The organism is Desulfoplanes sp. (assembly GCF_054921335.1).
Genome location: NZ_JBUDSQ010000016.1, coordinates 16923 through 35668 on the forward strand (window position 1 = coordinate 16923; position 18746 = coordinate 35668).

General features: G+C 57.2%; 18 protein-coding genes and 1 tRNA gene. 7 read left to right on the forward strand and 12 right to left on the reverse strand.

Going from position 1 to position 18746, the window contains the following annotated elements:
- Genes ACY692_RS05315 through ACY692_RS05325 form a run of 3 tightly spaced genes read left to right on the forward strand, consistent with a single transcriptional unit; the run spans position 1 to position 2419 of the window.
- Positions 1 to 948, forward strand: coding sequence for a branched-chain amino acid ABC transporter permease (locus tag ACY692_RS05315; RefSeq protein WP_462324344.1), 948 nt, complete (start codon positions 1 to 3; stop codon positions 946 to 948).
- On the forward strand, positions 945 to 1709 hold the full coding sequence (locus tag ACY692_RS05320) for an ABC transporter ATP-binding protein (protein ID WP_462324308.1): 765 nt from the start codon (positions 945 to 947) through the stop codon (positions 1707 to 1709). Before ACY692_RS05315 ends, ACY692_RS05320 begins: the two co-directional genes overlap by 4 nt.
- 2 nt (positions 1710 to 1711) lie before the next feature.
- Positions 1712 to 2419 (forward strand): ABC transporter ATP-binding protein, encoded by a 708-nt coding sequence (locus ACY692_RS05325; RefSeq protein ID WP_462324309.1) that lies wholly within the window; start codon positions 1712 to 1714, stop codon positions 2417 to 2419.
- A gap of 345 nt (positions 2420 to 2764) precedes the next feature.
- Here ACY692_RS05325 and ACY692_RS05330 read toward each other — a convergent pair.
- Positions 2765 to 2841 (reverse strand) — tRNA-Met (locus ACY692_RS05330).
- Positions 2842 to 3087: 246 nt separating this feature from the next.
- On the opposite strand from ACY692_RS05330, the gene ACY692_RS05335 reads away from it, so the two are divergent.
- Positions 3088 to 3858 (forward strand): YkgJ family cysteine cluster protein, encoded by a 771-nt coding sequence (locus ACY692_RS05335; protein ID WP_462324310.1) that lies wholly within the window; start codon positions 3088 to 3090, stop codon positions 3856 to 3858.
- Positions 3859 to 3872: 14 nt separating this feature from the next.
- Here ACY692_RS05335 and ACY692_RS05340 read toward each other — a convergent pair whose 3' ends face one another.
- The 10 genes from ACY692_RS05340 to ACY692_RS05385 all read right to left on the reverse strand — a co-directional run bounded on the left by ACY692_RS05340 (position 3873) and on the right by ACY692_RS05385 (position 12092).
- Entirely contained in the window at positions 3873 to 4775 is a 903-nt protein-coding gene (locus ACY692_RS05340; protein WP_462324311.1) for a F0F1 ATP synthase subunit gamma, read from the reverse strand.
- A gap of 161 nt (positions 4776 to 4936) precedes the next feature.
- The gene (locus tag ACY692_RS05345; protein ID WP_462324312.1) at positions 4937 to 6481 is read right to left on the reverse strand and encodes an alternate F1F0 ATPase, F1 subunit alpha; all 1545 of its coding nucleotides are present in this window, start codon (positions 6479 to 6481) and stop codon (positions 4937 to 4939) included.
- Positions 6478 to 7227 carry a F0F1 ATP synthase subunit B family protein gene (locus ACY692_RS05350; protein WP_462324313.1) on the reverse strand — a complete coding sequence of 250 codons (750 nt, stop codon included), beginning with the start codon at positions 7225 to 7227 and terminating at the stop codon, positions 6478 to 6480. The genes ACY692_RS05345 and ACY692_RS05350 overlap by 4 nt, the downstream gene beginning before the upstream one ends.
- A gap of 143 nt (positions 7228 to 7370) precedes the next feature.
- Complete coding sequence (locus ACY692_RS05355) at positions 7371 to 7646, reverse strand: F0F1 ATP synthase subunit C (protein ID WP_462324314.1); 276 nt, start codon at positions 7644 to 7646, stop codon at positions 7371 to 7373.
- A gap of 44 nt (positions 7647 to 7690) precedes the next feature.
- Positions 7691 to 8371 carry a F0F1 ATP synthase subunit A gene (locus ACY692_RS05360; RefSeq protein ID WP_462324315.1) on the reverse strand — a complete coding sequence of 227 codons (681 nt, stop codon included), beginning with the start codon at positions 8369 to 8371 and terminating at the stop codon, positions 7691 to 7693.
- Between the two features lie 207 nt (positions 8372 to 8578).
- Positions 8579 to 8875, reverse strand: a complete 297-nt coding sequence (locus ACY692_RS05365; protein WP_462324316.1) for an N-ATPase subunit AtpR — start codon at positions 8873 to 8875, stop codon at positions 8579 to 8581.
- The gene (locus ACY692_RS05370; RefSeq protein WP_462324317.1) at positions 8872 to 9243 is read right to left on the reverse strand and encodes an AtpZ/AtpI family protein; all 372 of its coding nucleotides are present in this window, start codon (positions 9241 to 9243) and stop codon (positions 8872 to 8874) included. The genes ACY692_RS05365 and ACY692_RS05370 overlap by 4 nt, the downstream gene beginning before the upstream one ends.
- A 150-nt stretch (positions 9244 to 9393) precedes the next feature.
- Positions 9394 to 9780, reverse strand: coding sequence for a F0F1 ATP synthase subunit epsilon (locus ACY692_RS05375; RefSeq protein ID WP_462324318.1), 387 nt, complete (start codon positions 9778 to 9780; stop codon positions 9394 to 9396).
- A 23-nt stretch (positions 9781 to 9803) separates the two neighbouring features.
- Positions 9804 to 11171 carry a F0F1 ATP synthase subunit beta gene (gene atpD, locus ACY692_RS05380; protein WP_462324319.1) on the reverse strand — a complete coding sequence of 456 codons (1368 nt, stop codon included), beginning with the start codon at positions 11169 to 11171 and terminating at the stop codon, positions 9804 to 9806.
- A gap of 51 nt (positions 11172 to 11222) precedes the next feature.
- Positions 11223 to 12092, reverse strand: coding sequence for a universal stress protein (locus tag ACY692_RS05385; protein WP_462324320.1), 870 nt, complete (start codon positions 12090 to 12092; stop codon positions 11223 to 11225).
- 305 nt (positions 12093 to 12397) lie between these two features.
- Between ACY692_RS05385 and ACY692_RS05390 the strand changes: the two genes are divergently transcribed.
- Positions 12398 to 13735: a UDP-glucose dehydrogenase family protein gene (locus ACY692_RS05390; RefSeq protein WP_462324321.1), complete on the forward strand. Its 1338-nt coding sequence runs from the start codon at positions 12398 to 12400 to the stop codon at positions 13733 to 13735.
- Between the two features lie 223 nt (positions 13736 to 13958).
- Here ACY692_RS05390 and ACY692_RS05395 read toward each other — a convergent pair whose 3' ends face one another.
- The gene (locus tag ACY692_RS05395) at positions 13959 to 14165 is read right to left on the reverse strand and encodes a hypothetical protein (RefSeq protein ID WP_462324322.1); all 207 of its coding nucleotides are present in this window, start codon (positions 14163 to 14165) and stop codon (positions 13959 to 13961) included.
- Between the two features lie 216 nt (positions 14166 to 14381).
- On the opposite strand from ACY692_RS05395, the gene ACY692_RS05400 reads away from it, so the two are divergent.
- Both ACY692_RS05400 and mfd read left to right on the forward strand, forming a co-directional pair.
- Entirely contained in the window at positions 14382 to 14858 is a 477-nt protein-coding gene (locus ACY692_RS05400; protein ID WP_462324323.1) for a chemotaxis protein CheW, read from the forward strand.
- A 248-nt stretch (positions 14859 to 15106) separates the two neighbouring features.
- Entirely contained in the window at positions 15107 to 18568 is a 3462-nt protein-coding gene (mfd, locus tag ACY692_RS05405; RefSeq protein WP_462324324.1) for a transcription-repair coupling factor, read from the forward strand.
- The last annotated feature ends 178 nt before the right edge of the window (positions 18569 to 18746 follow it).

Sequence of the window (18746 nt, forward strand, 5' to 3'; positions counted from 1 at the left end):
ATGTATCTTTGTTTTGCCGTCTTTGTGGTTGCAATGGCCTTTGCCCCGTCATTTCTGAACCCGTACTGGGTGGACGTCCTGAACAACGTCGGCATCTACGCGGTTCTGGCCCTGAGCCTCAATTTCATTCTCGGTCATGCGGGCATGTTCCACATGGGGCACGCGGCCTTCTTTGCGGTGGGCGCCTATGTCACGGCCATCCTGAACACCATGTATCACATCCCCATCATCTGGCTCATGCCGATGAGCGGGATAGCGGCCGCTGTTTTCGCGGCCGTGGTGGCCAGGCCGATCATCCACCTGCGGGGTGATTATCTCCTCATCGTGACCATCGGGATCGTGGAGATCGTGCGTATCGCCCTGGTCAACGACATCTTCGGCGTCACCGGCGGGTCTAACGGGATTTTCGGGATCGACAGACCGGAATTCTTCGGCATGACGATCAGACGTCCCCACCAATTTTTTTATTACATCTGGCTCTTTCTGGGCATGAGCGTGGTCCTCTTCCGCATGCTCGAGGACTCGCGATTCGGCCGGGCCCTCAATTGCATCAAGGAGGACGAACTGGCGGCCGAGGGATGCGGGATCAACACATCCCACTACAAGCTGATCGCCTTTGTTCTGGGGGCGTTCTGGGCCGGTATGGTCGGGAATATCTATGCCTCAAAGATGATGATCATCTCGCCGGAATCCTTTTCCTTCTGGGAATCGGTGCTCTATTTCACCATCGTCATTCTGGGCGGTTCGGGCAGCATTCCCGGGGTCATTCTGGGGGCGTTCCTCATCGTGGGATTGCCCGAGGTCTTTAGGCAGTTTGCCAGTGCCAGGATGCTCATCTTCGGAGCGGCCATGGTCACCATGATGATCTTCAAGCCCGCCGGCATTCTTCCACCCCTGCCCCGAATATATAAGCTGGGCAAGGTGAACAAGGGGGGATCTGGATCATGAGCCTATTGCATGTTGCGCATTTGACCAAGTCTTTTGGCGGTCTCATGGCCGTCAACGATGTCGGTTTCGACCTGGAGGAAAACTCGGTCATGGGGCTGATCGGTCCAAATGGGGCCGGCAAGACCACCGTGTTCAACCTGATCACCGGCAACTACCGGGCCGACCAGGGGGAGGTCGTGTTCGACGGCGAATCCCTGACCAAAAAAACCACCCATGCCATTGTCGCCAAGGGGATTGCCCGGACCTTCCAGACCATCCGTCTCTTTCCGAACATGAAGGTTATCGAGAACGTCCTGGCGGGATGCCATTGCCGGATGCGTTCCGGGATATTTTCCTCCATGTTCCGCCTGCCCCGGCAGCGCACGGAGGAGAGGGAGGCCTTGCAAAACGCCCTCGGAGAGCTGGAATTTGTCGGATTGGGCGACCAGGCCACGAACAAGGCCAAGAATCTGTCCTACGGTAACCAGCGCCTTCTGGAGATCGCCCGGGCACTGGCCGCACAGCCCAAGCTGATCGTCCTGGACGAGCCGGCCGGTGGGATGAACGTTCAGGAGACCGCCGCATTGGTCGATTTGATCAAGGAAATCAAAAAACGGGGAATAACCGTTCTGCTCATCGAGCATGACATGAGTCTGGTCATGCGCATCTGTGAACAGATCATTGTCCTGGAGCACGGCGCGCTCATCGCCCATGGTTCCCCGGAAGACGTACAGAACAATCCCAGGGTCATTGAGGCCTATCTGGGAACCGACGAGGACTGATCATGCTGCTTGGAATCCGGAACCTTCATGTCAAGTACGGGAATGTCGAGGCGCTGCACGGAATAGATCTCGGGGTGGACCAGGGCGAGATCGTGACCATCCTGGGGGCCAATGGTGCGGGTAAGTCGACCACCTTGATGACCATCAGCGGGCTGGTCAAGGCGTCTCAGGGGAGTATTTCGCACAATGGTGACGACCTGACCATCCTGCACGCCCACAACATCGTCAAAAGGGGGATTTCCCAGGTCCCGGAAGGGCGGCGGGTCTTTGGCACCCTCACCGTCCAGGAGAACCTGAATCTGGGGGCCTTCACCCTCACGGACAAGGAGACTATCGCCAAAAACCAGGAATGGATCTTTTCACTTTTTCCCCGCCTCAAGGAACGTCGTGAACAGCTCGCCGGGACCCTTTCCGGCGGGGAGCAGCAGATGTTGGCCATTGCCCGGGCCCTTATGGGCAGCCCGGATCTGCTGCTTTTGGATGAACCCAGCCTGGGGCTGGCCCCTATTCTGGTCAAATCCATCTTTGAGACCATCAAGGAGATCAATGCGTCCGGAGTGACCATCCTGTTGGTAGAGCAAAACGCCCGGGCCGCCCTGAAATTGGCTGACCGTGGCTATGTCCTGGAGGTCGGTCGGATCGTCCTTGAGGGCAGGGCCGAGGATCTGCTCGAGAACCGTGAAGTCGGCAAGGCCTATCTGGGGGGATGAGAAGGGAAGGTATTGTTCTCGGATTGGTGTAACTATTCGGGTGCTTTTCCCAAGAACCCGGATCGCAAATGTAATAAATCCAAGAAATTACAATTTTGTTAGCATGCAGGTCTTTCATTTCTTGGATTTCTGGGATCCTCAAATTTGTTGAATCTATGGGCCGGTGGCCAAATGTAGCATTACATTCCAGACAATTGTTTCCGCTCAATTTTGATCTGGATAGTTACAGATTGGTTCTGGAACAAAGAAAAGCTCCCCTGGGACCTGATGGTTCCAGGGGAGCTTTTCTTTGAACAATACCGAAGGGCATAAAAAAACCCCTTGCGAACAAGGGGTTGGATTTTTTGGTAGCGAGGAGAGGACTTGAACCTCCGACACTGCGGATATGAGCCGCATGCTCTAACCACCTGAGCTACCTCGCCAAAAGTGAAAACGGTGTCTATATGTGAAAGAACAAAAAGGCAAGCATTTTTTTTAAAATTTTTTTTTGTCGGGATATCGCTTGTATGCGTTGAGCATTCCGCGTAGGCAGCAAAAGCTTGAGCTCTGCCCATTCCTGCATATTTTTTGATGCCGGCGTGGTTTCATCATGATGCAGGACGCCAGTATATGGAAGAGCGGACTTGTAGCCTTTGCGGGCGGCCCATGCCGTCCCATGGATGGATCCAATGCCCACGAACGATCGTACCGCTGCGTTCCTCGACGACCACACCCAACTTGAATCCCACGAACGTTTCACGTTCAGCTGTCATCCCGGGGTGTGCTGCTTCAATGCCTGCTGCAGCAAGCTCAGACTCATTTTGACCCCCTATGACGTCTACCGCCTTCACCGCTCGCTGGAAATGCCCACCAACGATGTGCTGCGAGACTATGCGGATCTGCATATTGCCGAGGATACAGGGCTGCCCTGTTTTCACCTCCGCATGCTCGAAAACAGGGAGGGCTCGTGTCCTTTTGTCCGCGAAAAAGGGTGTTCGGTCTACCTCCATCGTCCCGGGGCCTGCAGGGCCTATCCCCTCGGCAGAGCGGCCCGCATGGATGGGGACGGCCATAACGAGGAGCGGTTTTTCCTCATCCATGAGGACCACTGCAAGGGATTTGGTGAAAATCAGGAGTGGACCCCGGCCGCATGGATGGAAAATCAAGGACTTGGGGCCTATAATTCGAGTAATGACAGATATATGCAGCTCATGACCAGGCAGCAGGAGGCGGCTGTCGAGGTCACCCCGCAAAAACTGGGAATGGTTCTCATGGCCCTGTACAATGTGGATGGCTTCCAGGATTTTATCGCCAGGATGTCCCTGCTCGACCGTCTGGACATGACGACTGCACGCAAGCAGGAAATTTTGCACGAGGAAGAACAGACCCTGGATTTTGGATTCGACTGGGCCGAAATGATTATTTTCGGGTCCTGCCCCAATATCCGCCCGTTGCAGTGATGGAAACGGTGTGGCTATCGTGGTGAACCCCCGATTGCGTCACGATCTTGCCGCCCCTTGTTGATGGTTGAAAACCCCACGATGATATCGAGGAGTTCCTCGGTGATCCGACTCTGCCGTTCCCTGTGGTACTGGCCGGTCAGTCCACCCAGGAGCTCCTCGATATTTTTTTCGGCAGCCTGCATGGCCGCAAGACGGGCACTGTTTTCAGCCACCATGGATCCGGCCATGATCCGGTGCAGGGATGCAAACAGGTATTGGCCGCTGAAACGGGACAGGAGTGCATCCTGGTCCACGGTTGTCATGGGGATCTGTTTGGAGGGCCATCTCTCCGTGGCCAGCTGAGCGTACCAGGCTTGGTCCATGGGCAGAAACCGGGTCGTGATGGTCTCGAATCCCGTGGGGTGGAGGGGGTGATTGTGGACGATGATGATGGTGTGGATGCGCTTCTCCCGCTGCCATTGGTCCATGACGGCCAGGATTTCCTGGGTCCTGGTGGTGATCCCCCGGACCTGTGCCGGAAGGGAAAAACCGTGAAAGATGGAGTCTGCAAAATCGTAGACCAGCCGTTCGCCAACGGTGATCACGCTCGTTTCCCCGTGCGCGTCCCCCGAGTTTTTCCTGTGGGTGCGTGTGGCCTCGGCGACCTGTTCGTTGAACGGGCCGCACATGCCCTGATCCGACCCGAACACGATATACCCACAGGTGGTCCGTCCCCGGGGAATACTCGATGCCCGGCGTCCGGGAAGCTGCGTGAGCACGGCCTGCAGTCCCGTTTCCACGGTAGTGGAGTACTCCTGCAATGCGGCCAGCGCGGTTTCGTACTGGCGCATGTTCACTGCGGCCAGGGCCTTCATGGTCTTGACCAGTGAAAAGAGCTCCTTGGCGCTGTGGATTTTTTTCTTCAGAGCTTCCATGATTGCCCTTTTTTATGTCTCTGTTCCGTCCAAGGTTCCGGCCTACGCCGGGATGACAAAAAGGCTGGAAGACAGACGGTCGGCGTTCCTGGAAAAAGACCCGTTTTCACAGGCATGCGTGCAAAAATATCTCTTTTTGGCCGCTGAGCCTTGCAGGTCCCTCAATCCGGCCCGCCGGGCGGTTCGATCCCCAGATGTTCGGCCATGCGCGCGAGGAGTGAGGCCTGATCCTGCCTTGAAAGGGGGGAGGCCTCCTTGATGGCGGTTGTGATCCCGGGCAGTTCGGGCATGCACTCCCTGATCCGGTTTTCCATGCTCGGGATGTCTTGGGGGCCCACCCCATCGAGCAGGTGGCCGGAAACGGCCAGGAGGACTGCCACCTGCTCGGCCGCGCTCAGGGGCGAAAACGGCGGCTGTTTGAGGATTTGTCGCACCCTGCGGCCGTGTTCGAGGGTGTCTTTGGTGGCCTTGTCCAATCGGGTCCCGAATCTGGAAAAGGCTTCCAGTTCCTCGAACTGGGAATAGGAGAGCCTGAGCCGTCCGGCTACGGAGCGGAACGCCGGATACTGGGTCTTGCCGCCCACCCGGGAGACGGATTTGCCCACGTCCACGGCCGGGAGGATCCCTTTCTGGAAGAGGTCCGGGGAGAGATATATCTGTCCGTCGGTAATGGAGATGAGGTTGGTCGGAATGTAGGCAGACATATTCTGGGCTTCGGTCTCGATGATGGGCAGACCGGTCAGGGAACCGCCGCCGTGTTCCCTGCGCAGATGGGTGGACCGTTCCAGAAGCCGGGAATGGACATAGAAGATGTCCCCGGGAAAGGCCTCGCGTCCGGGCGGCCGTTCCAGCAGCAGGGAGAGTTCCCGGTAGGCCTGGGCGTGCCTGGTCAGATCGTCGTAGACGATGAGCACATCGCGTCCCTGCTCCATGAAATGTTCGGCAATGGATGTGGCCGCGTAGGGGGCGATGAACTGGAGTCCCGGCGGGTCGTCCCCTTCGACCACGACCACGCAGGTATATTCCATAGCCCCGTGCTCGCGTAGGTCGTGGATGACCGTGGCCGTCCCTGCGGCCCGCTGGCCGATGGCGCAGTAAACGCACAGAACGTTTTTGTCCTTCTGGTTGATGATAGTGTCCACGGCAATGGAGGTCTTGCCGGTTTGCCGATCCCCGAGGATGAGTTCGCGTTGGCCCCGGCCGATGGGGATGAGGGCGTCCACGGATTTGAGGCCGGTCTCCAGCGGGGTGCTCACCGGGTCTCTGTGGATGATGGGCGGGGCTCCGCGTTCGATGGGAAGGCGGACTGTTGTTTTGATCGCTCCCCGGTCGTCCAGGGCAAATCCAGTGGGGGTTATGACCCTGCCTATAAGTTCGTTGCCCACGGGAACGTCCACGACCCGGCGGGTGCGACCGACCTCCTGGCCCGCTTTGAGGTGGTCATAGTCTCCCAAAAGGACGACCCCGGTTGCGTCCCGGTCCACATTCAGGGCCATGCCGTAGAGGTCGCCCGGAAAGACGAGCAGTTCCTCGGACCGGACGCTCGAGAGCCCCTGGACAACGGCCACGCCGCGACCGACCGTGGCCACGCGACCGACCTCCCTGGGCTCGAGGGTGGGCCGGGCTGCATGGATGGCCCTGGTCACATTGTCTCGTGTGGTCTGGATGCCCACCTGAAAATGGGTGTCATGGTTGTCTGATGTCACGATTCCTGCTCCAGAAGACCGGATTTGAGATCCTTGAGATAGCGGTGGATGGTCCAGTCCATCCGGTGGCCGTTGCCCTCCAGGGAGAGACCTGCCAGGAGCTGCGGGGCGTCATGCACAATGATCTCTCCTCTGAATCCGCATTTTTTTTCCAGGATGGAACCAAGCCGCTTTTTAGCTGCCTCGGGCAATGCAAGCGGGGTGCTCACGTTCAGATTGTCCTGACCAGAGAAGAGATTGCGGAACCGGTCATCAGGAGAGCCGGCTTCCTTCTCCAGGGTGTCCAGAAAATGGGTCACCATGGATGCGTGCAGGGAAAGGTTTGCCAGATCCTGTAGGGCATTGTTTGTCATGGCAAAAAGATGGGAGGCCATCTCGCGCTGCAGCTCGTCGGCCCTGCGGATTTTTTCCCGTTCAAAGGATTGGATAAAAGCGCGTTCCCTGCTCCTGACCGCTGATTTGGCCGAGGCGGTGAGTTCGTTTTCCAGCGTGGCTGCCCGGTCTTTGACCTCCTGGAACATGTGTTTTTCTTCCTCCCGGAGCCGGGCTCTCTCATCCTCCATGTCCTTTTGGTCCCGCTCGGCCGTTTCCCGGGCTTTGCGGGCCGATTCGAGCTCCTCGGCAATACGGGTCTCGCGTTTGGCCACGGCCCGGGTGATGGGACCAAAAAGGAACCGTTTTAGAACCAGGATGAGGATCAGGAAGTTGAGCACCTGGACGAAAACGGTGAAGGGATCGATGAGCACGGAATATCCTTGGTTGTGATGGGACGGGGGGGGAGGTCGGCACCACCTCCTTGTGCTCGCCCGCGTTCCCGAGCGATCACGGACACGTTTGTATGGCAGGTGACCCAATGGCCCCGCATCTTTTGATGGGGAGCGATACCGGATCAGCCCGCCTGGGAGAGGACGTAATTCCAGAACGGGTTGGCGAAAAGCAGGATCATGGACACCACGAAGCAATAGATGGCCGTGGATTCGACCATGGCCATACCCACGAACAGGATCCGGGTGATGGTGGTGCCTTCGTCGGGCTGCTGGGCCAGAGAGGCCAGTGCCTGGGCCAGGGCGCGGCCTTCGCCAAGGGCAGAGCCCAAGGAACCGATGGCGATACACAACCCCGATGCCAGGGCCGAGGCCATACCGATCAATGCGAGATCACTCATGGGAACTCCGGGAGATGGTGGTTGGAGGTTTTTTGGTTTGGGTGCTATGTTTGTGGATGCTGCATGGTTTCCATGCCCGAGGCGATGTATACTATGGCCAGGACCGCGAAGATGTAGGCCTGGATGATCCCGGTGAGCAACCCCAGGAGCTGCATGAGGACCGGGAAGATGAGCGGAATGACCAGCAAAAGGATCGCCCCGATCATCGTCCCGCTCATTATATTGCCGAAGAGGCGTACGGCCAGGGCCAGGGTTCGGGAGATTTCGCCGATGATGTTGAAGGGGAGCATGATCCAGGTCGGATGCAGGTAATTGGCCAGATAGGATGTAAAGCCCACTTGGGAGATTCCGAACCAGGGGACGGCCACGAAGACGCACAGGGCCAGGGCCGTGGTTGTGGACAGCGAACCCGTGGGGGCGGTGAAGCCCGGAATGACCGCGAGGACGTTAGCCGTGGCCACGAATATGAACAGGGAACCCGTGAACACCAAAATGGCGTCCACCCGGTGCCGGGTAGTGTCCTCGATGATCCCGCGGACAAAGAGGACGATGATTTCGGGGATGTTTTGCCAGAAGGAAGAGGGGGGTCCGTGGGAGAGATGTCTGCCGATCCACCAGGCGAGCACTCCCAGCAGTCCCATGACAAGCCATGTGCAAACGATGGTCTCATTGAGTTTGATGGGCCCGTATTGCCAGAAGATGGTCGCGTCAGGGGTGATGGTCATGGCGGCTTGTAAGGGTTGGAGGGACGGCATTTTCGGCCGTTGCCGTCATCCACGGCGCGGGCAGGGGTAAGGGGTAGGTTGAAAGTTTTGAGTAGAATCAGGTTGTTGCAAAATATGGTTTTGAGCTTGGACCCCGGTTTTCGATTTTTTGCAGGGGCGTCGTCTCTATCTCATCGGGGCGGACATGCGTAGTAAAGAGCACAGCGGTCAGCCCTTCCGGGCAATAGGGATGTTTGTGCCGGTCTTTTGGCCCTTGATCATGAGTGTGCGGACCACCACAAATCCGATCAGGGCCGCTGTCCAATGTTCCCATTGGTCCTTGCAGACGAGAAAAAGCACGCTGGCGGTCACGACCTGACGGGCCACGAAACTCGACCAGACCAGGGTGTGTGGCCGTTTGGCGTCCTGGATGCGTCTGACCGTCCACAATAGCCCGCCAAAGAAGAAGATTCCGGTCCCCACCCCGGCGAGCACGGGGGGAACAATGTCCGACCAGTCGATCATTCCTCTTTATCCCTGCTCTGTTCATGCGCATGGATTTCCCGGCGTTGCTTGGACACCCATGCCCAGGCGGTGAAGCATCCGGCCATGATCCCCAGGGTCAGCAGGATCAGGGTCCACGAATACTTGCTGGGCACGGTCCTGTCGATCCATATGCCAAGGGCAATCCCGACAACCGTGGGTATGGCTACGCTCCAGCCCACGACCCCGAACGTTCCCAGTCCGAACCATACCGGGGGGGCGGGATGGTTGAGTGAGGAGAGCCGTTTTTTCTCCTTTCGGGCGATTTCATTGCGGAAGGGGTCGTGGATGTTCATTTGTTTATCGCGCAGCGGTGCTACGACGCAGAGAAAGGATTCTTGGTTGTGCATTCCTGGTTGTTCCCCAACGATTTAGGGGGCAACGGGATCGTATCTGCCGGGAGATCCCGGATCAAGTCCATGGATGACGGCTTGTTGTCATCCGACCGCGGCCCCTGGACCGCGGTCTCCTGTCTTGTCGGGCCCTTATCTCCATTTTTTTCATCTCTGCTCCATATCCAAAAACTGACGGATGAACCCGGCCTCGAGGCGGGCTATTGCGGAGCGGGCCGTACGTTCCTTGTCGTCCAGAACGCTGAACTCTTCCTCGACGGTGCGTTCCAGGGTACCTAGATCCGGGCCGGTGATGGCGTTGCGTACGGCTATGCTCACCTCGTTTTTGCATTTGACGAGCACGCCCTGATCCACTCCCATGTGGATGGTTGCTCCTGTCCTGTCCGTGACACTGACGATGGACGGGACCAGGGAGGTCACATAGTCCCTGTGTCTTGGAAGGATGCAGAACATGCCGTCGTCCCCTTCGGCCTTTATTCTGGCTACCTCCTGGTCAAAGAAGACAGCCGTGGGCAGAAAAATTTTTAGGTGCATGGGTCAGCTTCCCTCTCCCCCGCTCAGGTTCCGTCGATAGACCCTATCATGTACAAATCCTTTTCCGGCCTGTCTGAAAAGTCGCCGTTGAGTATCCGTTCGCAGCCTTCCAGTGCCGCTTGCGTGGACACCAGTTTTCCGGACCGACCGGTAAAATGTTCCGTGGTAAAAAAAGGCTGGGTCAGGAAGCGCTCCAAACGTCTGGCCTGGAAGACCGTTGCTCTGTCGGGCTTGGAGAGCTCCTCAAGGCCGAGCATGGCGATGACGTCCTTGAGTTCCTCATAGGTGGCCAGGGTCTTGCGGATTTGCTGGGCGATGTCGTAATGACGTCTGCCAACGATTCCCGGAGTGAGCATCTTGGAACTGGACTGGAGGGGGTCGATGGCCGGAAAAAGCCCCTGGCCGGCACGCTTCCGGGAAAGGACGATGGAGGCTGAAAGGTGCCCGAAAATATGGACGGCGGAGGGATCGGTGAAGTCGTCGGCAGGCACGTACACGGCCTGGATGGAGGTGATGGCCGCATCCCGGGTGCTGCTGATGCGCTCCTCGAGACCGGCCAGTTCAGTGCCCATGGTCGGTTGGTATCCCAGACGGGAGGGGATCTGGCCCATGAGACCGGAGATCTCCGAACCGGCCTGGATGAACCGAAAAATATTGTCCATGAGCAGGAGGACGTCCTGCTTTTCCCGGTCGCGGAAGTGTTCAGCCATGGTCATGGCGGTGTGTCCGACCCTGAACCTGGCCCCGGGGGGCTCGTTCATCTGCCCAAAGACCATGACCGTGTTCTCGAGCACCCCGGCATCCTTCATTTCCCGGTACAATTCCTCACCCTCGCGGCAGCGTTCACCGATGCCGCAAAAGATACTGATCCCCTCGTGTTGGCCGACCATATTATGGATCAGTTCGGTGATGACAACGGTCTTGCCCACACCGGCCCCCCCGAAGAGTCCTGCCTTGCCCCCCCGTTCCAGGGGGACCAGAACGTCGATCCCCTTGATCCCCGTTTCAAAGACTTCATTGCCCGTTGCCCGGGCGTTCAGGGCAATGGGTTTGTTATGTATGCTCGCCGTTTCCCCGGGGGGGATCCCGGGAAGTCCGTCTATGCACCGGCCAAATACATTGAGCATCCTGGAGCGGGTTGCCTTGCCCACGGGGACCCGCAAGGGAGCTCCGGTCGTGACGACTTCCTGGCCGAGGGCCAATCCCTGGGTCGGTGTCAGGGAAATGGTCCGGGCCACATGCTCGTCCAGGTGCGTGCTCACCTCGAGGAGGACATGGGGGGTGTCCCTGGTGGATGCTATGGCCCTGAGCGGTGGTATCTCCCCCTGGAAGGTGATATCCACAATGGAGCCATGTATGGACACGATGTTGCCGACTGTTTCTTCGGGCATGGGAGATCTAGTTTTTATGGGGAAAAAAGTGTGCGGTGCGCATAACACCGTTTATCGACTCACGATCAAGGATACCTTCTGGAGTGATTTGAAGATGGACATGCAGACCGAGCCCATGAAGATGCTCTTGAGGTATTTCTGGCCGGCCCCGGTGGTCCCCATGGCGATGGCCGCGTAGTTATTGGCCAGAGCATAGTCCAGGATGGTCTGGGCCACGTTGCCGCACCTCTCCACTTTTTCATGGATCCGTGCCGGGGGGAATCCTGCGGCGACGAGGGCGGTCTTGGCCGCATCAAAGGATATGGCGATTTTTTTCTTATCCGTGTCGCAGACGTGGAACAGGGTTACCTCGTGGCGGTCCGACGGGGCGAGCATGAATCCGACATGGTCGGCCACGCGCAGGCTTTCCTCCGATCCGTCAGCGCACAAAAGGACATTTTTTCTTCCCGCTTCGGGCTCCTTGCAGATCCACAATGGAAAATTGATTTCCTCGCGCAGAATGTGTTTGCTGATACTGTCGTCCACGAGTTCCTCGAACATGGACAACCCACGGCGTCCCAGGAGTACGGCATCGTAGTATCCCCTTTCGGCCTCCTGGATGATGTCCATGGCCGTGCCGTATTGCTTGGGCTGGAGTTTTGTCTCGATCATCTCCTTGGGAAACCCGTTCCCGATCAACAGGGCCTTGGCGCGGCTCAGGGCCTGGTTCCCCTTGCGTTTGTACGTTGCCGCCAGGGTGTCGGCCTCGGTAATGTTGCTCAGCGCGTCCTTGGTCAGGTCCACGTTCATGTGCGGGTTGGGAGCGACATAGAAGAGGGTCAATCTGGTGCCGGTCTCTCCTTTGAGAAAATAGTTCACGAACCGGGATGCGTGTTGGTGGCTGTGGTAGGCGTTGACTGTGAGCAAAAGGTGGCGTTCCATGGGGTGTCTCCTTGATCCATAGTCCGTAATTTTTGGTTGTATTATAACGAGTAGCCAAAATTGCTTGGCAAAGTAAAGGAAAAAATCGGTTTCGGGGTGCCGTGGACAATCCCCGCGCTGTTTCGGCCCGATTTCCTGAAAAATTTTCAGCAAGGGACTTGCAAAAGCGCTCTTGTTTTTGTTAGCCGCAGCGGATCGAAATTTGCATTTTCATCTCCGGTCCACAATCGCTAGAAGGAGTCCGACCGGTGCTGCAACGAACGACACGGCCAAGGCCACGTCTTGATCAAGGAGCGAACCATACCATGAATATCTGTATTGTGGGTACGGGCTATGTGGGCCTGGTATCTGCCGCGTGTTTTGCGGAAATGGGGAACAATGTCTGCTGCGTGGATGTCAATCCGGAGGTGGTTGAAAAGCTGCGTTCCGGGCAGGTCCATATTTTTGAGCCCGGGCTGGAGGAATTGGTGACCCGCAACTATGCCGAGGGCCGTCTCCGGTTCACCACGGAAATCGAGGAAGGCCTCGGTGACGCGCTCTTCGTGTTCATCTGCGTGGGAACGCCGCCCCGTGAGGACGGTTCGGCCGATCTCGCCTATGTCTATCAGGTCGCCTCGACCGTGGGGCAGAAGATGCAGGGATATAAGATCTTGGTGGACAAATCCACGGTGCCTGTGGGCACGGCGGACAGGGTTCGGGAGGTTGTTCAGGGAGAATTGGACAAACGGGGGGAATCCTACGAGTTCGATGTGGTTTCCAATCCGGAATTCCTCAAGGAAGGGGATGCGATCAACGATTTTCTCAAACCCGACCGGGTCATCGTGGGAACGGACAACGTCCGGACCGCGGAATTGCTCAAGACCCTGTACGGCCCTTTTGCCCGAAGCCGGGAAAAGCTCATCGTCATGGGCATCCGCAGTGCGGAAATGACCAAGTATGCCGCCAACTGCATGTTGGCCACCAAGATCTCTTTCATCAACGAGGTGGCCAATATTTGCGAACGTGTCGGTGCCGATGTCCGGGATGTGCGCATGGGCATAGGCTCGGACCACCGTATCGGGTACCAGTTCATCTATCCTGGTGTGGGGTATGGGGGGTCGTGTTTCCCCAAGGATGTCAAGGCACTCATCGGGACGGCGGGGGAATACGCGTACGACCCCCAACTGCTCAGGGCCGTGGATGAGGTGAATGATCGACAAAAGACCGTGCTTTCACGGAAGATCCAAGACTATTTTGCTGACCAGGGCGGGGTCGGGGGCAAGACGCTGGCCCTGTGGGGACTGGCGTTCAAGGCGAATACCGATGATACACGGGAGGCCTCTTCCCTGGAAATGATCCGTGAATTGACCGCCCTGGGAATGCGGGTTCGGGCCTTTGATCCCGTTGCCGGGAAAAAGGCTGCGGGCGCGCTTGAGGACAACGGTCTCGTGGAGATCGTCAAGGACGAATACGAAGCCCTCAAGGGGGCCCATGGACTGGCTGTGGTCACGGAGTGGAACCAGTTCCGCAATCCCGACTTCGAACGGATCAAACAATCCCTGAGCGCACCGCTCATCTTTGATGGCAGGAACCTGTACTCCCCGTCCCTGCTGTCCGGTTTGGGCTTTGCTTATTTCTGTGTCGGGAGGCCCGATCCTGAATAATGTTTGCTCCTGATCGGATGTGCCTGCAAAAAAAAGATTTTTGCAGGCAGGCAGGGTTAGGGTTTTGTTTGAAAGGTTTAAATAAAATCAGGTTGTTACAAAATATGGTTTTGAGCTTGGATCTCGATTTTTGACTTTTTGCAGGAGCATCTGATCGGCCCGCACAAAAAAATCCCGGAGTATCCGGGATTTTTTTGTGCGGGTCGACGGGTTGTCGGAAGGGTTATAGTTGTTGGCAATGGCGGAGCTGGAGTTCCTGAACGATCACCTGCTCGTAGGCGGTGATCCGGACTTCGTTTCTCGGTTCTCCGTCCATGAATGCGTCTACGTACTGGCTCTGTTCCCAGCAGTCCAAGAGTTCGTCATTGCCCAGGGTCTTGATTTCCTCTTCGAAATCGGGTTCCGCCCCAAAGGGAAAGGCTTGTGCCATAAATCAGGATGCCTCCAAAAAATAGTTGTCATCTATGAAAAAAAGTATGACTGAAGATCTGTCCTTTGGCAACTGGTTTTCAACGCGGCTTTTCGGCCATTACCGGACGGGACCGTATCCGATTGTCATCCTTTTGTGTGTTGCCTAAAAGCCGTTTTACTCTTATATCTTCCACTAGTTGTTGTGATCAATGCGCGCAAACAGGAGGAAAACTCCATGGCAGAGGAAGAAGTACGCAAGGATGAGGAATTGCTCCAGCTGGTCACCTTCAGTATTGGAGAGGAAGAGTTTGGGGTCGAGATTCTCAAGGTCCAGGAAATTATCAGGATGCTCGAGATCACTCGGGTGCCCAAGGCCCCTGAGTTTGTCGAGGGGGTGATCAATCTACGGGGCAAGGTCATACCCGTGATCGATCTCAGACTCCGCTTCGGGCTCAAAGCCAAGGTACATGATAAAAAAACCCGGATTATCGTTATAGAGATCAACCAGATGATCGTCGGATTCGTCGTGGACGCCGTATCGGAGGTTCTGCGGATTCCGGCCGGTACCATCGAACCCCCGCCGCCTGTCATTTCCGGTCTGGACTCCGAGTATATCAGCGGTGTCGGGAAATTGGATGACCGGTTGCTGATCATGCTCGATCTCAACCGACTGCTCTCTAAAGAAGAAAAATCCGCTCTGGGCGATGTCTAGCTGCATATAAGCGCATCTTCCGTATGTCGTAACTATCCCGCCACCAATAATAGCCCGATCCTGTTTTGTCCCTTCCGGGAACGCCGCAGCCTCATGCCGGGTTATCGTGCTGGATGGTTACCGTATGTCTTTTCAACGTGTCGGGTCGGCGAGAGGTGTTTCCCGGCCCTGTCCGTACCAACCCGTAAGGACCAAAGGCCCCCTTGAAAGTGTCAAGGTGGCCTTTGCGTGTTGCTCAGGATCCCACAGTGTACATCCCTCCCGAACTCAAACGGCTTCTCGACCCTTCGGACATCCATAGGGTATACAAGAGTGGACCCGCCACCCAGGTCTATCTGGCGGAACAGCTTGTCGCTAAGGGCAAGACCGTTGTCATTCTTCTTTCCTCCTCGGCCCATCTTGCAACCTACACGTCACTTATCAAGCTCTGGTCCGGGGACGATGGGGACGCCGATTTCTGGGAGAAGCGATGGGTCCGGTTCCCGTCCTTTGTTCCTGGAAGGGATGACCACCGTGCGTGGGGCGAACGCTGGGCCGGCCTTTTCTCCCTGGCCCAGGGAGGAAGCGGGCGGGGCATTCTCCTTCCCTTGGACAATCTGCTCCCCAAATGGCCCGATCGCAAGGTGGTCAACGAGCAGCACCTCCATCTCGTCCCCGGAGAAGAACACGTCCCGGAACATCTTCTGGAAAAATTCACCGACTGGGGCTACACCCGGGTGTCCATGGTCTCCAAGACCGGCGAGATGGCCCTGCGCGGGGATATTTTGGACATCGCCTGTCCGGGATACGATTTTCCCGTGCGCATGGAGTTTTTCGGTGATATTCTGGAAGATCTGCGCCTCTTTGAACCCCTGTCCCAGCGTTCCAAAAAAGAACTCGAGCAGGTTCTCGTCCTGCCCTGTTCTCCCGCTGTGCAGGATTATGCCTACCGCCAGGAAGCCCTGGAAAAATGGGAATATTTGAAGACTTCCGGTGAGCTTCCCGAATCCGCGTATAAACAGCTTGTCCATTCCATTGGGGCCAATGAACTCGGGATCCTGCCCGGGCTCTACTATACCCATCCCGTGGGCATCGATCGCTGGTTCGGGAAGGATGCGGTCTTTTTTTTGACCGGGGCAACGGATGTCCGGGCCCGTCTGGAGGAGCAGGAGTGGGCGTGGAAGGACCATCTGGAACAATCCGGACGACAATGGCCTGTTTCCTCGGTCCTCCAGACCATGGGCCAAACGCGTCAAACATGGCTCGACCGTCATCATGTCCTGTTCGAATCCCTGGTCATGGGCAAGCGTGAAAAGGGAATCGAGCTGTATGAAGAACCCATCCGTTCCTTTGATGATCTGTTTTGGGAACCCGAGAAGAGAAAACGTCCCTTCAAGAGCCTCATCCAAGGGCTGGGGGAGTGGAAGAGAAACTTCGGCCAGATCCTGCTCTGTTTCCATTCGGAGAATTCCCGCAAACGGTTTCTGAATTTTGCCCATCAGGAAAAACTCGCTTTCCATCTCGCGTATGCCCGCAACAAGAAAGGGCTCTTTGCCCTGGTTTCACCCCTGACCAGGGGGATGAAGCTGGCGTGGTGCAACATGCTCGTCCTGCCCGAGGATGTTCTCCAGCCCAAGGAGACCAGCCGTATCTCTCCGGTACGAGATAAGGAATTCAAGGGGTTGACCAGTTTTGACGAGATTTCTCCGGAAGACTTTCTGGTCCACCGGGATTACGGATTGTCCCGGTTCGGGGGGCTCGCGCACATGCAGGCCGGGACCGTTGCCAATGATTACCTGGTCCTGCTCTACGCCAATGACGACAAACTTTATCTCCCCGTGGACCGGATGGGTATGGTCCAGAAATACAAGGGGCCGGAGGGGAAGTCCGTCGCGCTGGACCGTCTGGGGGGGGCCGGATGGAAAAAGAGCAAGGCCCGGGTACGCAAGGCCATCGAGAAGATCGCCCGGGAACTTGTGGAGGTCTACGCCCTGCGCAAGGTGAGCAAGGGATACTCGTATGGCCCCCGTCCCGAGGTGTACTGGGAGTTCGAGGCGAGTTTCGGGTTCGAGGAGACCAGGGACCAGGAACAGGCCATCCATGATGTGATCACGGATATGGAAAGCTCGCGGCCCATGGACCGGCTGGTGTGCGGTGACGTTGGGTTCGGCAAGACCGAAGTGGCCTTGCGGGCCGCCTTCCGTGCCGTTGTCGACGGCAAGCAGGTGGCCCTGCTCTGTCCGACGACCGTGCTGGCCGAACAGCATTATCAAAATTTTCGTCAGCGCATGGAGGATTTTTCCGTGCGCGTGGCCATGCTTTCACGCTTTGTCCCCAAACCGACCCAGAAACTCGTTGTCCAGGCGGCCCGGCGCGGGGAGGTGGATATCCTCATCGGCACCCACCGTTTGCTCTCCAAGGATATCTCCCTGCCCAACCTCTCGCTGCTCATACTGGACGAGGAACAGCGGTTCGGGGTCAAACACAAGGAGCGGCTCAAGAGTTTGAAGCGGGATATCGATGTTTTGACCCTCACGGCCACACCCATCCCGAGGACATTGCAGCTCTCCCTCTCGGGCATCCGGGGGTTGAGCCTCATCGAGACCCCGCCCCTGGAACGCAAGCCGGTCACGACCGCCCTTATGGAGCGTGAAACCCCTGAATTGCGGGCTATTTTAGAGCGCGAACTCGGACGGATGGGGCAGGTCTTCTGGGTCTATAATCGGGTCCAGGGGCTTGAGAGGGTCAAGGAGTATGTCCAGTCTCTCGTGCCCGATGCCCGGGTGGCATCGGCCCATGGCCAAATGCCGGCCAAGGACCTTGAAGAGACCATGCATAGGTTTTGGCACCGGGAGTTGGACATCCTGGTCTGTACATCGATCATAGAATCCGGGCTGGATTTCCCCAAGGCCAACACCCTGATAGTGGACCAGGCACAGCTGTTCGGCCTCGGCCAGCTCTATCAGCTCCGTGGCCGTGTGGGGCGGTCCAGGGAGCAGGCCTATGCCTATTTTGTCATCCCCTCTCTGGAAGATTTACAGGACCAGGCCCGCAAACGGCTCAAGGTCATCCTGGAGATGGATTATCTGGGAGCGGGATTCCAGGTGGCCATGGAGGACCTCAGGCTGCGTGGGGCCGGCAACATTCTTGGCGAGGTCCAATCGGGAACCATCGGCAAGGTCGGTCTGGATATGTTTCTGGAGATTCTGGAAGAGGAGGTCCACCGGATCAAGGGCGAACCGGTTGCCGAAACCAGAGAGCCCGAATTGCATATCGGTGTCCCTGCCCACATACCTGAGGAATATATCGCCGAGGCCCCGGAGCGTTTGCACTACTACCGGGTTCTTTCCCTGTGCGCAAAAGAAAAGGAACGCGGAGAGATCGTCGGGGAAATGCGCGACAGGTTCGGCCCGTTGCCGGATTCTCTGGAAACCTTTGTGGAGATTCTTACCTTCAAAAGCAAGGTCAAAACCCTGGGCGGGATACAGGCGGATATCTATGCGCACAAGGTCGCCATCGGTTGGGACCAGGAAGATACGGATCTCGACCCCCTGGCTCTGGTCCGATGGGTGGAAGAACATGAGGAGCAGGCCCGTTTGATCCCGCCGGGAAAATTGGAGTTGCGCTGTGGGGACAATCCATCTATTGCCCTGTCCATGCGCGCGTTCAACGAGATGGTGGACGGATTGCAACAGGATCTCGTCCTGTCCGCGGGCGTTCCGTCCCAATGATGAGAAGATTGATGGACCATGTGGCGACGCTCTCGATTGTCGGCCATGGTTCAGGGGGCCTGGCCGGCGCGGGGCGATGTGCCCGAGATGACACGACCGGGAGAACATCCTGGAAAAAAATATTTTTTTGCCAAATGGTCTCGATTTTTTTTGATAAAACACCCTTGCGGTCCAACAT

What these genes read in the sequence shown, in the direction of transcription:
- ACY692_RS05335 (WP_462324310.1), top strand. Translation starts at nt 3,088, where the DNA reads ATGCCCACGAACGATCGTACCGCTGCGTTCCTCGACGACCACACCCAA.
- ACY692_RS05370 (WP_462324317.1), bottom strand. Translation starts at nt 9,243, where the DNA reads ATGCACAACCAAGAATCCTTTCTCTGCGTCGTAGCACCGCTGCGCGAT.
- ACY692_RS05385 (WP_462324320.1), bottom strand. Translation starts at nt 12,092, where the DNA reads ATGGAACGCCACCTTTTGCTCACAGTCAACGCCTACCACAGCCACCAA.
- ACY692_RS05340 (WP_462324311.1), bottom strand. Translation starts at nt 4,775, where the DNA reads ATGGAAGCTCTGAAGAAAAAAATCCACAGCGCCAAGGAGCTCTTTTCA.
- ACY692_RS05375 (WP_462324318.1), bottom strand. Translation starts at nt 9,780, where the DNA reads ATGCACCTAAAAATTTTTCTGCCCACGGCTGTCTTCTTTGACCAGGAG.
- ACY692_RS05390 (WP_462324321.1), top strand. Translation starts at nt 12,398, where the DNA reads ATGAATATCTGTATTGTGGGTACGGGCTATGTGGGCCTGGTATCTGCC.
- ACY692_RS05365 (WP_462324316.1), bottom strand. Translation starts at nt 8,875, where the DNA reads ATGATCGACTGGTCGGACATTGTTCCCCCCGTGCTCGCCGGGGTGGGG.
- ACY692_RS05355 (WP_462324314.1), bottom strand. Translation starts at nt 7,646, where the DNA reads ATGAGTGATCTCGCATTGATCGGTATGGCCTCGGCCCTGGCATCGGGG.
- ACY692_RS05320 (WP_462324308.1), top strand. Translation starts at nt 945, where the DNA reads ATGAGCCTATTGCATGTTGCGCATTTGACCAAGTCTTTTGGCGGTCTC.
- ACY692_RS05395 (WP_462324322.1), bottom strand. Translation starts at nt 14,165, where the DNA reads ATGGCACAAGCCTTTCCCTTTGGGGCGGAACCCGATTTCGAAGAGGAA.
- ACY692_RS05325 (WP_462324309.1), top strand. Translation starts at nt 1,712, where the DNA reads ATGCTGCTTGGAATCCGGAACCTTCATGTCAAGTACGGGAATGTCGAG.
- ACY692_RS05315 (WP_462324344.1), top strand. Translation starts at nt 1, where the DNA reads ATGTATCTTTGTTTTGCCGTCTTTGTGGTTGCAATGGCCTTTGCCCCG.
- ACY692_RS05360 (WP_462324315.1), bottom strand. Translation starts at nt 8,371, where the DNA reads ATGACCATCACCCCTGACGCGACCATCTTCTGGCAATACGGGCCCATC.
- atpD (WP_462324319.1), bottom strand. Translation starts at nt 11,171, where the DNA reads ATGCCCGAAGAAACAGTCGGCAACATCGTGTCCATACATGGCTCCATT.
- ACY692_RS05400 (WP_462324323.1), top strand. Translation starts at nt 14,382, where the DNA reads ATGGCAGAGGAAGAAGTACGCAAGGATGAGGAATTGCTCCAGCTGGTC.